The organism is Streptomyces venezuelae, assembly GCF_008642295.1.
In the GTDB taxonomy this organism is placed as follows: Bacteria; Actinomycetota; Actinomycetes; order Streptomycetales; family Streptomycetaceae; genus Streptomyces; species Streptomyces venezuelae_C.
Genome location: NZ_CP029190.1, coordinates 3,127,478 through 3,140,585, shown reverse-complemented (window position 1 = coordinate 3,140,585; position 13,108 = coordinate 3,127,478). Strand labels below are relative to the sequence as shown.

Here is a 13,108-nt window from a genome sequence, read left to right as displayed (position 1 = left end):
GGCCCGCCGGCGTTCCCGGCGTCCGCGTGCGACCGGCGGAGGCAACCGGAACGGGCCTGGGGCCGTCTACAGGGGTGGAGACAGGCCGGGACGGTGTGGTCCCGGGACGCTGCCGCAGCGCGTCCGACCTGGCGTCTGACCTGCACGTCCGTGCATCCGGCCGGCAGGATCCCCGCGGGGGCGGGGCAGGATACTGCAAGATCTCAAAAATTGGGGCGCCGCGTGGGAATTCTGTCCTGATTCCAGTCGTTGTTTCCTTCGGATGCGGGGCACTCGGGAGAGTGTTCCGGCAGCCACACCGCCACACCGCGACCGAACTCATCGCAAGGGAGCACGCATGGCAACCCGCGCCGTCGCCCGTCGTCAGTCCTCCGGCAGCAGTCGAGCCGCGGGAGGCGAAATCGCCGACCGCGACCTGGTCGGGATGTACCTGGACGAGATCGCGCGCACTCCGCTGCTCGATGCCGCCAGGGAAGTGGAGCTGTCCCAGATCATCGAGGCGGGGGTGTACGCCCAGCAGATCCTCGACGGCGAAACCGGCGAAACCGGCGGAACCAGTGAGACGGCTGCCGCCGGCGCGGGGGCCCGCGCCGCGCGCGAGGAGCTGGAGGCGATCGCCGCCGAGGGCGAGCGCGCCAAGGAGATCTTCATCCGCTCCAACCTCCGCCTGGTCGTCGCCGTCGCCCGCCGCTACCCGCGCAGCGGACTGCCGCTGCTCGACCTGATCCAGGAGGGCAATGCCGGCCTGGTGCGCGCCGTCGAGAAGTTCGACTACGCCAAGGGCTTCAAGTTCTCCACGTACGCGACCTGGTGGATCCGCCAGGCCATCACCCGCTCCATCGCCGACCAGTCCCGGACCATCCGCCTCCCCGTCCACCTGGTCGAGGAGCTCGGCCGGATCCGCCGCGTCCAGCGCGAGTTCAACCGGGAGAACGGCCGCGAGCCGGAGCATGCGGAGATCGCCGCCGAACTCGACTCCACCGAGCAGCGCGTCGGCGATGTCCTGGACTGGGCGCGCGACCCGGTCAGCCTGAACATGTCCGTGGACGACGAGGGCGAGACGCAGTTCGGCGACCTGCTGGAGGACACCTCGGCGATCTCCCCCGAGCAGTCGGTGCTGTCCCTGCTCCGCAGTGAGGAGCTGGAGGACCTGATCGGCAAGCTCGACCAGCGGACGGCGTCCATCATCAAGATGCGGTACGGCATCGAGGACGGCCGCGAGCGGACGCTGACGGAGGTCGGCAAGCAGCACGGGCTGACCCGCGAGCGGATCCGGCAGATCGAGAAGCACGCGCTGCTGGAGCTCAAGCGGATGGCCCGCGACACCGGTTTCGACGCGGTCGCCTGAGTCCGTCGCCCGAGCCCGGTGTCCGGTCGGCCGGGACCGTCCGGTTCCGGCCCCGCGGGCCCCGGCCCGCCCCACAGTCGGCCCCGGCACCTCTTCCCCCCCTGGTGCCGGGGCCTTTCCGCGCATCCGCGCATCCGGTCAGACCGGGCTCGCCGCCCGGGTCAGCGCGGCGCCCAGTACGGCCGCGCTCCGCACCAGCGCGGCCGGCTCCCGTACCGTGAAGTCCAGCCCGGTCAGGGCCAGCCGGGCCGCCACCCATTCCGGGGCGTCGGTGGTCTCGAACCGCACCCGGCAGCCGCCGGACGCGGCATCCGGTTCGGGTGTGCCCAGCCAGTCCGGCACTTCATCCGGTGCCGCCGCGAACACCACCTCGGCCCGGTAGGCGGTCCCGCCGAGCATGTTCTGCCGGACGAAGGTCACGGCATCACCCATCGGCAGCTCCCGGGCGGTGAACCGCACGCCGGTCGGGAACGGCTGCGCCACCCGGTCCACCCGGAAGGTCCGCCAGTCCGCCCGCTCCAGGTCGTACGCCACCAGGTACCAGCGCCGCCCCGTACTGACGAGCCGGTACGGCTCCACCAGCCGCCGCGACTCGGCCCCGTCGCCCGCGCGGTAGGCGAACCGCAGCCGCTCCTGCCCGGCCACCGCCCCGGCCATCACCGTCAGCGTGCGCGGATCGATGCTCGCCCCGTCGCCCCGGGTCAGGGCCACGGTCGCCGACTGCAGGGCGCTCACCCGGTGCCGCAGCCGGGCCGGCAGGACCTGTTCCAGCTTGGCCAGGGCCCGTACGGAAGCCTCCTCGACCCCTTCGATGGCGTGCCCGGCCCCCGCCCGCAGCCCCACCGCAATGGCCACCGCCTCCTCGTCGTCGAGCAGCAGCGGCGGCATCGCCGCACCCGCGACCAGGCGGTAGCCGCCCTCCGCGCCCAGCGAGGCCTCCACCGGGTAGCCGAGCTCCCGGAGCCGGTCGATGTCCCGCCGGATGGTGCGTGCGCTGACGCCCAGCCGTTCCGCCAGTTCACTCCCCGGCCACTCGCGCGGGGTCTGGAGCAGGGACAACAGGGTGAGCAGCCGGGCCGGGGTGTCGTTCATGGATCCAGGCTGCCAGGGAAATAGGACACCAACTGACCTACATGCCGTCTAGGTTTCTCTCCATGAGCACCGAGACGTCCAAGACATCGCCCGAGAACGACTTCGGGCCCGCACCGGAAGAAACGCCGACCGACCCCGCCGACCGCCGGCGCTGGCTGGCTCTGGCCATCGTGATGACCGCCGCCTTCATGGACCTGGTCGACGTCACGATCGTCAACATAGCCATCCCCAGCATGCGGAGCGACCTCGGCGCCTCCACCAGCGCCATCCAGTGGATCACCGCGGGGTACGCCCTTGCATTCGCCGCCGGACTGATCACCGGAGGCCGCCTCGGTGACATCTACGGCCGCAAGCGCCTCTTCCTGATCGGCATCGCCGGGTTCACCGCTGCTTCCCTGCTCTGCGGCGTCGCCGGGAACCCCGGCGTGCTCGTCGCCTCCCGGCTGCTCCAGGGCTCGATGGCAGCCCTGATGGTGCCCCAGGTGCTGGCGATCATCCATGTCACGTTCCCGCCGCACGAGCGCGGCAAGGTCTTCGGCATGTTCGGGGCCATCGTGGGTCTCGGTGCGGTCTCCGGGCCGATGCTGGGCGCCCTGCTCACCGAGTGGAACCTGTTCGGTCTGGAATGGCGCCCGATCTTCCTGATCAACCTGCCGGTCGGCATCGCCGGCCTGATCCTGGGCCGCAAGTTCATCACCGAGTCCAAGGCCCCGCAGGCCCTGCGCCTGGACCTGGTCGGCGTGGTGCTCGCCACCCTGGCCATGGTGATGCTGATCTACCCGCTCACCCAGGGCCGCGAGAACGACTGGCCGCTGTGGGGCTTCCTCTGCATGGGCGCCGTGCCGCTGGTGATCGCCGCGTTCATCGCGTACGAGAAGCACAAGACCGCCCGGGACGGCTCCCCGCTGGTCGAGCTCTCCCTCTTCAAGGTCAAGAGTTTCGCCGCCGGCATCGCCGTCCAGATCACCTTCGGCATCGCGACCGGCATCTTCTTCCTGGTCTGGACGCTGATGATGCAGATGGGCCTGGGCTGGAGCGCCCTGCGGTCCGGCCTCACCGGCATCCCCTTCTCGCTGGCCGTCTCGGTCTCCGCGGGTATGTCCGTCCAGAAGCTGGTGCCCCGGTTCGGGCGCAAGGTGCTCCAGGCGGGCGCCCTGATCATGGCCGCGTCCCTGGTCCTCTACATCTGGGAGTCCCAGCGCTACGGCATGGAGATCACCTCCTGGCAGATGGCCGCCCCGCTGATCCTGCTGGGCCTCGGCATGGGCCTGGTCGTGGCCCCGCTGACGGACGTGATCCTCTCCGAGGTGCCGCGCGAGCACGCGGGCTCCGCGTCCGGGCTGATCAACACCACCCAGCAGATGGGCAACGCGCTCGGGCTCGGCCTGACCTCGGTGGTCTACTTCGGCGTGATCGAGAACGACCTGCTCTTCGGTGCGCCGTATGTCGAGGCCTTCCGGAACGCGCTGTGGTGGGTGGTCGCGGTGCTGGTCGTCATCTTCGGGGTGATGTTCGCGCTGCCGCGCCGGCAGATCACCCCGGGCGCGGGCCACGAGGCCGAGGCGGGTGCCGCGGCCGAGGCGGCCGGTCCGGCCCTGGGGAAGACTCCGGTGGGCTGAGGCCTGCCCTGACGAGTCCCTCAGACGACTCCCTCAACGGGCATGTCCGCTTGCGTTGGCGGACATGCCCGTTTTGTTTGTTTTCTCCGCCGTCCGTGGGTAAGGTCGTCATAAAGCCACATATCCGGGCATCAAGCGGAAGGGAATCCACATGTACGCGCCGGAGCGCCAGCAGGAGATCCTTCGCCTCGCCCGCGAGGCGGGCCGGGTCGACGTGCTGTCCCTCGCCGAACAGTTCCAGGTCACCGCGGAAACCGTCCGCCGCGACCTCAAGGCCCTGGACCGGGCGGGCCTGGTCCGCCGTGTCCACGGCGGTGCCATCCCGGCCGGCCGCCTCGACTTCGAGCCCGACCTCACCGAACGCGAGACCACCGCCGCCGACGAGAAGAGCCGTATCGCCCGGGCCGCCCTCGCCGAACTCCCCGACGGCGGCAGTGCCATCCTCGACGCCGGCACCACCGTCGCCCGGCTCGCCGCCGACCTGCCCGTCGACGCCGCCCTCACCGTGGTCACCCACGCCCTCCCGGTCGCCGCCCGGCTGGCCGGCCACACCGGCATCGAACTGCACCTGGTCGGGGGCCGCGTCCGGCACCGCACCCGCGCCGCCGTGGACGCCTGGGCCCTGCGCGCCTACGCGGAGATCCACGCGGACGTGGCCTTCGTCGCCACCAACGGCTTCTCCGCCCACGGCGGCCTGACCACCCCCGACCTCGCCGAGGCGGCCGTCAAACGTGCCGTGGTCGCCGCCGCCCGCCGGGTGGTGCTGCTCGCCGACTCCGCGAAGGCGGGCGAGGAGCACTTCGCCCGGTTCGCCGGCTTCGCCGAGGTCGACCTGCTCATCACGGACACCGGGCTCGCCCCGGAACACAAGGCGGCGATCGAAGCCGCCGGTACGGAAGTCGTGCTCGTATGATCCTCACCGTCACGCCCAACCCCTCCCTGGACCGGACCTACGAGATCCCCGCCCTGGACCGCGGCCGGGTGCTCCGCGCCACCGGCGACCGGATCGATCCGGGCGGCAAAGGGGTCAACGTCTCGCGCGCCGTCGCCGCCGCCGGCTTCCGCACCACCGCAGTCCTCCCGCTGGGCGGCACCCCCGGCGCGCTGATCGCCGAACTCCTCACCGCCGAAGGCGTGGACGTGACCGTGGTGTCCGTGGCCGGGCAGACCCGCTCCAACATCTCCCTGGCCGAGCACGCCGGCACCCTGACGAAGATCAACGCACCCGGACCCGAGCTCACCGCCGACGAGTCCCTGCTGCTCCTCGACACCGTCCGCCGGCACTCCGCTGCGGCCGACTGGATCGCCTGCTGCGGCAGCCTGCCGCGCGGACTGCCGCCCGAGTGGTACGCCGATCTGGTTGCCCGCGCCCGCGAGGCGGGCACCCGGATCGCCCTGGACACCTCCGGCCCGGCCCTGCTCGCCGCCCTGTCCGCTCGGCCCGAGGTGGTCAAGCCGAACGCCGCCGAGCTCGCCGAGGCGGTCGGGCGCCCGCTGGCCACCCTGGGCGAGGTCGCCAAGGCCGCCGAGGAGCTCCGGGCGCTGGGTGCGGGCACGGTGCTGGCCAGCCTGGGCGCGGACGGCCAGCTGCTGGTCGAGGAGTCCGGCATCCACTACGGCAGGGCCGAGGTCGCCACGGTCCGCAGCACTGCGGGCGCGGGCGATGCCTCACTGGCCGGCTTCCTGATCGCAGGAGGTACCGGCCCGGCCGCCCTGGCCTCGGCCCTGGCGCACGGTGCGGCGGCGGCCGGCCTGCCGGGCAGCGCCATGCCCACCCCGGCCGACCTGTGCCCCTCCGCCGTCACGGTCACCCGGGACGTCCCGCTGGACCTGCCGCTGACCGAACCGGCGCACCACAGCGCCCGCTGACCGGGCCGGCCGGCCGCGCTCAGCGGACCCGGGCGCGGAGTTCCATGGCCTCGCGGGCGGCCGGCTCGCTCTCGTACACCTCGCACATGTGCCGGCCGTCGGGGGTGGCCGTGTGCTCGACCTCCCACAGGCTGAGCTCGGTCCCGTCCAGCAGCATGAACGCGTGCTCGTAGAGGCTGAATCCGGCGTCCCGGCCGTCCGACAGGCACTGCCGGGTGCCGAACGCCTGGGTGATCCGGTGGGCGTACGCCGACCGCAGCACCCGGGCCGTGTCCGCGCCCGGGCGGTCCGCGTTCTCCGCCCGGCGCAGCACCCGGCGGGCGTGGTCGGCGGACTCGTCCACGGCATAGCCGCGACGCCCCTGCAGCGGGGTGGAGACGGAGGCGGCGAACAGTGCGCTCAGCACGGCCACATCGTCCACCGCCCCGTCGGGGTCCTCGAGGTCGTCGGGCAGCAGCGTGAACTCCGCATGGGTGGCCGGATCCGCCTCGCCGAACAGCCGGTTCACGGCCAGCGAGAGCTCGGCCCGGCCGGCGAAGACCTCATGCCGGACGGCCCGGTCCGCGTCCAGCCGGTAGGCCAGTTCCCACAGGGAGGCCGGGGTGCCGTCGGCCAGCAGGTAGGTGTGCCGGTGGGTCTCCCGCCACAGGCCCGAGGCCGGGCTGTGGTGCGTGCTGTAGAGCGAGGAGCTGTGCGCGAGCGCCGTACCGAGGCGCTCGACCAGCCGGTCCGGCAGGTCGAAGGAGTTGAGGGCGCGGCCCAGGAGTCGTTCGAGGTGGGCCTCGGTTGTCTCGTACGGATCGCTCAAGGTGGGTCTCCAGGCCGTCGCAGCTTGTGACTTCGCGGGAGCTCAACGTAGCCCCTCGTTCTGACATCACGTCCGGGGTTCGGTAAAACGTCCGGGAAGCACCAGGGGTTCCCGCCACCCCTTCAGGTCAACTTGCATAGGGAAAAGCATGGTTCACCACTGTCTGGGGTGGATCGGTGGAGTATGGCCACATGGCAACCAATGCAGCGAACACCGTGGGCGTCCCCCGCCAACAGGGGCCGGCCCGCAGTCGCCCGGACGGCGAACCCCCCGCCCCGTCACGGGCGTTGGCCTGGCTCCTGGTGCTCACCGGAGCCGCCGGAGTACTGGCTTCCTGGGTCATCACCCTGGACAAGTTCCATCTCCTGGAGGATCCGTCCTTCAAACCGGCGTGCAGTCTGAACCCGGTCATCTCCTGCGGCAGCGTGATGAAGAGCGAGCAGGCCGCCGCGTTCGGCTTCCCCAATCCGATGCTCGGACTGGTCGCCTACGCGATGGTGGTGTGCATCGGCGCGGGCCTGCTGGCGGGTGCCCGCTACCGGGGCTGGTTCTGGCTGGGATTGAACGCCGGCACGGTCTTCGGAACGGGCTTCTGCGCCTGGCTGATGGTCCAGTCGCTGTACGAGATCAACGCGCTCTGCCTGTGGTGCTGTCTGGCCTGGGTGGCGACGCTGCTGATGTTCTGGGCGGTGACCGCGCACACCGTCCGGACCGGCATCCTGCCCGCCCCTGCCCCGGTCCGGGCCTTCTTCGCGGACTTCGGGTGGGCGCCGCCGGCCCTGCACCTCGGAGTGATCGGGATGCTGGTCCTCACCCGGTGGTGGGAGTTCTGGACCGGCTAGGGGTGTCCCCGGGGGGTCCGCGGGTTTCCCGGGCGCCGCACGAGGGCGAGGGCCCCGGCAGCTGGTGGCTGCCGGGGCCCTCGTCACATCACCGCATCGCTCCACGCGGGCGTCGGAGGCCCGGACCGGAAGAGGGAGCGGGGTCAGCTGCCGACCGAGGCGTTGCCCGAGAGGATCGGGATGTTGCTGAGGATGTGCGACAGCGGCTCGTCGCCCTTGGCCTGGGTGGAGTTCTCGGTGCACTGCTGGTTCTGCGGGTTCGACAGGACGTTGATGTCCTGGACGCCGATGGGCGTGAGACCGACCAGCGACTGGGCGTTCACCTTGACGGGCAGGGCGATGCAGGGCTTGTTGAGGGTGCCCTGGACCGCGCTGAGCTGCGGGCTCATGTCGCCGTGGGTCTTCTGGTTGCCGTAGATCTGCTGGGCACCGTTGCCGTTGACGGTGTTGACGCCGTTGTCGTTGCCGATGGCCATCGCCGGGGTGGCCATCGCGGCGCCCGCACCGACCACCGCGGCGGCGGTTGCGGCAGTGGCCATGATCTTCTTGAGCATTTCGGTCCTTTTGTCGCACGAGTGCCCGCTGATGGAGCGCCCTGATCAACTGCCCGGCTCGGGGTTGGTTCCGCTGCTTCACTCAAACGGCTCGTCCGGGTGCATCTTTTCCCCGGCCAGGGTGAGCCGGGCCCGGACGCCTGCGCGAGGCCCGTACGCACCCCGCAGTGCGTCAAGATCGTGTTGCGGTCCGTAGCGGGTGTTCGCACGGTGGGTGAGGAAGCGGACCGCTGGTGTCCGCTCCTGCACGTCCCAGCAGAAGGAACGCCCATGCACCTCAAGAAGGCGACTCGCGTACTAGTCCCCGCCACCCTCGCCGCCGCCATACTCATGGGCGCGGCCGGCCCCGCGAGCGCCCTCGAAACGGAGCGGGCCGCCGCTCCGCAGGCGGCAGCCGCCGGTCCCATCGACGACCTCGTGAAGGGCATCCTCGACGCCATCAGGGGCATCCTGCCGGCCGGGGTCGCGCTGCCCGAGATCACCATCCCGGAGATCACGCTCCCGGAGGTCGGACTCCCGGACCTCAACATCCCGGGGCTCGAGCTGCCGTCGATCCCCGGAGTGCAGATCCCGGAGCTGCCCCCGCTGACCCCGCCGGCCCTGCCGGCGCCGGCGACGCCCGTCGAGATCGTGCCCGAGCTCCCGGAGATCGTCCCGGAGCTCCCGGAGATCGTCCCGCCCTCCGTGCTGCCGGCGGCCGGTACCGCGTAACGCCCGGGACCGTCCGTGGTTACGGTCATTGAGCTGAACAGGTCGTCTTGCCCCCGGAACCGTGTCGTCCCGGGGGCGGGGACGTTTCGCTCGGTGTGAGCCCCGGATCGGGGCAGAACATCGAACAGAAGGTGCACTTCCCATGAACACTGCCAAGAAGGCCGCCGTAGCCCTGGCCGGTGCCGGTCTCGCTGTCGCCGGTGCCGCCGGTGCCTCCGTCGCCGACTCCAAGGCCGAGGGCGCGGCCGTCGGCTCCCCCGGTGTCCTCTCGGGCAACCTGGTCCAGGTGCCGGTGCACGTTCCGATCAACGTCTGCGGCAACGCGGTCAGCATCATCGGCGCGCTGAACCCGGCGTTCGGCAACGTCTGCATCAACGACTGATCTTTCGATCCGTCGGATCCATCACTGTGGGCGCCACCGGCCAGGCCGGTGGCGCCCACAGTTTTACCGACGCGGGGCAGGGGGTCAGCCCTGGCCGCCGTTCACCTTCAGCCCGCCGAGCATGGGCGCGACCTGGCCGACCAGGTTGGCGGACTCCAGCAGCTGCCCGGGGGCGTTGTTGCGGGCCTTGTTCACGCCCTGCACGACACCGACGGCCTGGTTGACGGGTGCGGCCTGCTCGGCCAGGCCGTTGCCGAGGTGCTGGGGAAGGTTCGCGGTCACCGGTGCGGCGGCGTTCAGCGTGTCGGTCACCCCGCCGTTCAGGCTCATGGGCGGCACCATCCCCCCCTCCGCGGCGAGGGCGGGGGCGGCACCGGAGGCCGCGAGCGCGGCGACGGTCCCGGCGACGGCGGCAGCGGCCTTCGAATACTTCATTTTCGGAATCCTTTTCCTGTGGCGACCCTCGCGCCACTATCGCCCTGGCTAACGATCCCGCCCGGTTGCGGAAACTCGTGCGGCCGGAGAATCCCGATGCAGGGATTCTCCGGCCGCACGCTCTTTCCATGTTTTTCCGATGAATCAGTTGATACGGGACCGCCGGTACAGGATGGACCCGCCGAGCAGCAGGGCGGTGGCGAGGGCGGCCAGTGCCTCCGGAGAGCCGGCGCCGGTCTCGGCCAGCATCGGGACCTCCGCCACCGGGGCGGGCGCGGGGGCCGGCAGCGGCGCGGGCGGCGGGGTCACCGCCGGACCGGCCTCCGGTACGGGGGCGGGCGCGGGCGGCGGTACGGGAGCGGGGGGCACCTCGACCGGGAGGTCGCCGGCCGGCGGGGCCGGAGGCTGGTCGGCGGGCGGGGCGACAGGAACCGCCGGGCGCTCCACGACGTGGCTGCCCCGGGGCGGAGCGGGGGCGGGCGCGGGTTCCGGCTCGGCCTGGGGCGGGGCCGGGGGAGCGTGGTGCACCGGCGGCGTGGGGGCCGGCGGGTGGTCGTCGCACTCCTCCTCTTCCTTCCCCCCGTCCTTCCCGGGGCCGCCGTATCCGTCCTGGTGCGGCTCGTGGCCCTGCTGCGGCTCGGGCTGCGGTGCGGGTTCGGGAGCGGGCTGCGGCTCGTGTGCCGGTTCGGGCGCGGGCTGCGGTGCCGGCGGCCGGTACCGGTGTGCGGGCTCCGGTTCGGGCCGGGGCGCGGGCTCCCGCCCGTCCAGGTACTGCTCGAAGGCCTCGGCGTGCTCCGGGCTCAGATGGCGGGAGTAGTCGAAGTCCTTCTCCCCGCCGGTCCCGTTCGCGCAGTGGTTGCCGAAGGCGGGGTTCAGCGCGCCGGCCGGATCCACGGTGTTGCCGCAGACGTTCGGCGAGAAGGTGACCGGGACGGCGACGCTGTTGCCCGCCAGGACTCCCGGTGAATGCGCGGCCTCGGCGGTCGCTCCGTTGTGCGCGAACGCGGCCCCGCCTGCGATCGACAGCAGGCCGGAGGCGGCTGCCGCCGTGAGTACTCCCTTGCTCAGTACCTGTCGGCTCAGTACCTGTCGCATGGGTCCTTCCCTGTCTACCGGCGCTGCTGCCGGTGCTGAATCGAGCGTGGCCTCGGAGTGCACCGCCGTGCACTCCGAGGCCACCCCGAGGAGGTCTGCCCTTGCGGGCGCCGGCGCTGGGCGCGCCGGATCAGGCGTTGACGCAGGTGTTGCCGAACGCGGGGTTCAGCAGCGCGATGATGTTCACGGTGTTGCCGCAGAGGTTCACCGGGATGTTCACCGGGACCTGGACGAGGTTGCCGGAGGCGACGCCGGGGGAGTGGGCGGCCTTGCCGCTGGCGTCGGCGTCGGCCATCGCGGGGGCGGCGGCACCGACGGCCATCAGGGCGCCGGCGGTGAGCACGACTGCCTTCTTGTACTTCATTTGATTTCGATCCTTCCCGTAGCGACGTTTTGCCGCTGCAGAAATAACAACGAGCTGCTCCGGAAAAGGAAACCGCATATTTCGCGCGACCCGGAGGTAATTCACCCGTTTATGCGGCGAGGCCGCCGCGCCCGAAGGTGCGACGGCCTCGCCTTGACCCGCGATCAGCTGCCGGCGGAGACGTTGCCGGAGAGGATCGGGATGTTGTCCAGGATGTGCGAGAGGGCCTCGTCGCCCTTGGCCTGGGTGGAGTTCTCGGTGCACTGCTGGTTCTGCGGGCTGGACAGGACCGGGATGTCCTGGACGCCGATGGGAACGGCACCGACCAGCGACTGCAGGTTGGCCTTCGCCGGGAGGGCGATGCAGGGCTTGTTGAGCGAGCCCTGGATCAGCGCCATCTGCGGGCTCATCTTGCCGTAGGTGGCCTGGTTGCCGTAGATCTGCGCGGCGCCGTTGCCGTTCACGGTGTTGATGCCGTTGTCGTTGCCGATAGCCATCGCCTGGGCCGAGCCCATGCCCACGACGCCGGCGGCGACCGCCGCGGTGGCCATCATCTTCTTGATCACTGTCGTCCCATTTCTGAAGGATTGCCCGGTACAGGAGCAACCGGATCAACGGTCCGGGACCGGTTTGGGTTGCGTGGCTTCACCCGGATGCCGCCATCCGCGGTCCGCGTTGACGGCCGGGTGTTCCTGGGTTCGAACGGCGGCGCAGGCCCTGTAACGACCTGCCGTCCGGTTGGGTGCGTGCCATCGCCCAAAAGGCCGTACGAGCGAGTCCGGCGTGATTTCGAGCTCGATTTCTGACAAAGTGCGGAACCTGTTTCGTCCCAATGATCGAAAATGGTGACAGGGTCATGGGTTCCTCCCGCAGAATCCTCGGCGCACTCGGTCTTGTGTCCTCCCTCGCTCTTTCGCTCAACGCGCCGGTCACCGGTGCCGCAGCCGCTCCGGCGCCGAAGGAATTGCCCCGGATCCAGTTCACACAGCGTTATCAGGCCGTGCAGCACGGAGGGCTGGTCCGGGCCTCCAACTCCGGGATCAGCTGCCGCAGGGAGGCGGCCGAGGGGGCCGCGCCCTGCGCCGAGGTGAAGAAGGGCGCGGCGGGGGTCAACGGTGAGTTCGAGATGTTCTACAGCGAGGTCGACAAGGACCCGGACACCTACAACTCCACCCGGGCCGAGCTGAAGATCCCGACCGGCGCCAAGGTCTCGTACGCGCGCCTGTACTGGGGCGGGAACCTGCGGGTCGGTGAGCAGAAGCCGCCGGAGGACAACGGCCGGGTGCTGGTCGCCGAACCTGGCGGCTCGTACAAGGACGTACTGGCCGACACCGTGATCGGGCACCGGACCGATGCGGGCAGCGACGCCTACCAGGCCTCCGCCGATGTGACCCCGCTGGTCCGCAAGGGCGGTGCCGGGATGTGGACGGTGGCCCAGCTCAACATCGCCATGGGCCACTCGCAGACCGGGGCCTGGGGCGGCTGGACGCTGGTGGTCGCCTACGAGCACCCGGAGGAGCCGCTGCGCCGGGTCTCGCTCTGGGACGGGTTCGAGGCGCCGGTCTCCGGTGACCGTGAGAACGCCGCCGCGGTGGTGGAGATCGACGGACTGGACGTGCCGGCCCGGGGTGCGGGCAAGGCGGGGGTGGTCGGCTACGACGGAGACCGCGGGACCCTCGGGGACTCACTCACCGTGACCGCCGACAGTGGTCGGAGGGTGGGTCTCAGTGACGCGGAAAACCCCTTCAATGATGTGATGAATTCTACTATCACAGAATTTGGACGTCCCCTGTCCAGGCGACAGCCCGAACATGTGAACAACCTGGGATACGACGCGGACGTGTTCGATCTGAGCCCCGCGCTTTCCAGTGGTGCCCGCAGTCTGCGTTTCTCGTTCGCAGGTGAAAGTCAGGGACATTTCCTCGGCGTGCTTTTCGTACAGGCAGACGCACGCCGCTGAAACGTACGGAGACCACGGAGGCCTCTTCG

15 protein-coding genes are annotated in these 13,108 nt (G+C 70.9%); 8 read left to right on the top strand and 7 right to left on the bottom strand.

The features are described from left to right. Positions 1–337 precede the first annotated feature (337 nt). A complete protein-coding gene (locus DEJ50_RS13650; RefSeq protein WP_150208252.1) occupies positions 338–1,348 on the top strand; it encodes an RNA polymerase sigma factor RpoD/SigA in 1,011 nt (336 codons plus the stop codon). A 138-nt stretch (positions 1,349–1,486) separates the two neighbouring features. Here DEJ50_RS13650 and DEJ50_RS13645 read toward each other — a convergent pair whose 3' ends face one another. Beyond that, complete coding sequence (locus DEJ50_RS13645; protein ID WP_150208251.1) at positions 1,487–2,440, bottom strand: helix-turn-helix transcriptional regulator; 954 nt, start codon at positions 2,438–2,440, stop codon at positions 1,487–1,489. Positions 2,441–2,502: 62 nt separating this feature from the next. On the opposite strand from DEJ50_RS13645, the gene DEJ50_RS13640 reads away from it, so the two are divergent. From DEJ50_RS13640 to pfkB, 3 genes are all read left to right on the top strand, one after another. Beyond that, positions 2,503–4,059, top strand: a complete 1,557-nt coding sequence (locus DEJ50_RS13640) for an MFS transporter (RefSeq protein WP_150208249.1) — start codon at positions 2,503–2,505, stop codon at positions 4,057–4,059. 151 nt (positions 4,060–4,210) lie between these two features. Continuing rightward, a complete protein-coding gene (locus DEJ50_RS13635; RefSeq protein WP_150208248.1) occupies positions 4,211–4,972 on the top strand; it encodes a DeoR/GlpR family DNA-binding transcription regulator in 762 nt (253 codons plus the stop codon). Then, a complete protein-coding gene (pfkB, locus tag DEJ50_RS13630; protein ID WP_150208246.1) occupies positions 4,969–5,928 on the top strand; it encodes a 1-phosphofructokinase in 960 nt (319 codons plus the stop codon). Before DEJ50_RS13635 ends, pfkB begins: the two co-directional genes overlap by 4 nt. Positions 5,929–5,947: 19 nt before the next feature. Here the strand turns inward: pfkB and DEJ50_RS13625 are convergent, their stop codons facing one another. Next, entirely contained in the window at positions 5,948–6,736 is a 789-nt protein-coding gene (locus DEJ50_RS13625) for a DUF6227 family protein (RefSeq protein ID WP_150208244.1), read from the bottom strand. Between the two features lie 191 nt (positions 6,737–6,927). Here DEJ50_RS13625 and DEJ50_RS13620 point away from each other — a divergent pair, with 191 nt between their 5' ends. After that, positions 6,928–7,578, top strand: a complete 651-nt coding sequence (locus DEJ50_RS13620) for a vitamin K epoxide reductase family protein (protein WP_150208243.1) — start codon at positions 6,928–6,930, stop codon at positions 7,576–7,578. A gap of 143 nt (positions 7,579–7,721) precedes the next feature. On the opposite strand, the gene DEJ50_RS13615 is transcribed toward DEJ50_RS13620, so the two are convergent. Beyond that, positions 7,722–8,132 (bottom strand): rodlin, encoded by a 411-nt coding sequence (locus tag DEJ50_RS13615; protein ID WP_150208241.1) that lies wholly within the window; start codon positions 8,130–8,132, stop codon positions 7,722–7,724. Positions 8,133–8,402: 270 nt separating this feature from the next. Between DEJ50_RS13615 and DEJ50_RS13610 the strand changes: the two genes are divergently transcribed. Then, on the top strand, positions 8,403–8,843 hold the full coding sequence (locus DEJ50_RS13610; RefSeq protein WP_150208239.1) for a hypothetical protein: 441 nt from the start codon (positions 8,403–8,405) through the stop codon (positions 8,841–8,843). Between the two features lie 142 nt (positions 8,844–8,985). Next, positions 8,986–9,225: a chaplin gene (locus DEJ50_RS13605; protein ID WP_150208237.1), complete on the top strand. Its 240-nt coding sequence runs from the start codon at positions 8,986–8,988 to the stop codon at positions 9,223–9,225. An 84-nt stretch (positions 9,226–9,309) separates the two neighbouring features. On the opposite strand, the gene DEJ50_RS13600 is transcribed toward DEJ50_RS13605, so the two are convergent. The 4 genes from DEJ50_RS13600 to DEJ50_RS13585 all read right to left on the bottom strand — a co-directional run bounded on the left by DEJ50_RS13600 (position 9,310) and on the right by DEJ50_RS13585 (position 11,685). Beyond that, positions 9,310–9,660 (bottom strand): hypothetical protein, encoded by a 351-nt coding sequence (locus tag DEJ50_RS13600; protein ID WP_150208235.1) that lies wholly within the window; start codon positions 9,658–9,660, stop codon positions 9,310–9,312. Positions 9,661–9,804: 144 nt separating this feature from the next. Then, positions 9,805–10,755 carry a chaplin gene (locus DEJ50_RS35410; protein ID WP_223837743.1) on the bottom strand — a complete coding sequence of 317 codons (951 nt, stop codon included), beginning with the start codon at positions 10,753–10,755 and terminating at the stop codon, positions 9,805–9,807. Between the two features lie 130 nt (positions 10,756–10,885). Further along, positions 10,886–11,119 carry a chaplin gene (locus DEJ50_RS13590; protein ID WP_150208234.1) on the bottom strand — a complete coding sequence of 78 codons (234 nt, stop codon included), beginning with the start codon at positions 11,117–11,119 and terminating at the stop codon, positions 10,886–10,888. Between the two features lie 164 nt (positions 11,120–11,283). Further along, positions 11,284–11,685 (bottom strand): rodlin, encoded by a 402-nt coding sequence (locus DEJ50_RS13585; protein ID WP_150208232.1) that lies wholly within the window; start codon positions 11,683–11,685, stop codon positions 11,284–11,286. Between the two features lie 290 nt (positions 11,686–11,975). Here DEJ50_RS13585 and DEJ50_RS13580 point away from each other — a divergent pair, with 290 nt between their 5' ends. Further along, the gene (locus DEJ50_RS13580; protein WP_223837742.1) at positions 11,976–13,079 is read left to right on the top strand and encodes a DUF3344 domain-containing protein; all 1,104 of its coding nucleotides are present in this window, start codon (positions 11,976–11,978) and stop codon (positions 13,077–13,079) included. Positions 13,080–13,108: the final 29 nt, after the last annotated feature.

Bases quoted from the DNA above. Each gene is read 5' to 3' on its own strand.
- DEJ50_RS13615 (WP_150208241.1), bottom strand. From the start codon at position 8,132: ATGCTCAAGAAGATCATGGCCACTGCCGCAACCGCCGCCGCGGTGGTC.
- DEJ50_RS13640 (WP_150208249.1), top strand. From the start codon at position 2,503: ATGAGCACCGAGACGTCCAAGACATCGCCCGAGAACGACTTCGGGCCC.
- DEJ50_RS13600 (WP_150208235.1), bottom strand. From the start codon at position 9,660: ATGAAGTATTCGAAGGCCGCTGCCGCCGTCGCCGGGACCGTCGCCGCG.
- DEJ50_RS13645 (WP_150208251.1), bottom strand. From the start codon at position 2,440: ATGAACGACACCCCGGCCCGGCTGCTCACCCTGTTGTCCCTGCTCCAG.
- DEJ50_RS13610 (WP_150208239.1), top strand. From the start codon at position 8,403: ATGCACCTCAAGAAGGCGACTCGCGTACTAGTCCCCGCCACCCTCGCC.
- DEJ50_RS13635 (WP_150208248.1), top strand. From the start codon at position 4,211: ATGTACGCGCCGGAGCGCCAGCAGGAGATCCTTCGCCTCGCCCGCGAG.
- DEJ50_RS35410 (WP_223837743.1), bottom strand. From the start codon at position 10,755: ATGCGACAGGTACTGAGCCGACAGGTACTGAGCAAGGGAGTACTCACG.
- DEJ50_RS13605 (WP_150208237.1), top strand. From the start codon at position 8,986: ATGAACACTGCCAAGAAGGCCGCCGTAGCCCTGGCCGGTGCCGGTCTC.
- DEJ50_RS13620 (WP_150208243.1), top strand. From the start codon at position 6,928: ATGGCAACCAATGCAGCGAACACCGTGGGCGTCCCCCGCCAACAGGGG.
- DEJ50_RS13590 (WP_150208234.1), bottom strand. From the start codon at position 11,119: ATGAAGTACAAGAAGGCAGTCGTGCTCACCGCCGGCGCCCTGATGGCC.
- DEJ50_RS13580 (WP_223837742.1), top strand. From the start codon at position 11,976: ATGGGTTCCTCCCGCAGAATCCTCGGCGCACTCGGTCTTGTGTCCTCC.
- DEJ50_RS13650 (WP_150208252.1), top strand. From the start codon at position 338: ATGGCAACCCGCGCCGTCGCCCGTCGTCAGTCCTCCGGCAGCAGTCGA.
- pfkB (WP_150208246.1), top strand. From the start codon at position 4,969: ATGATCCTCACCGTCACGCCCAACCCCTCCCTGGACCGGACCTACGAG.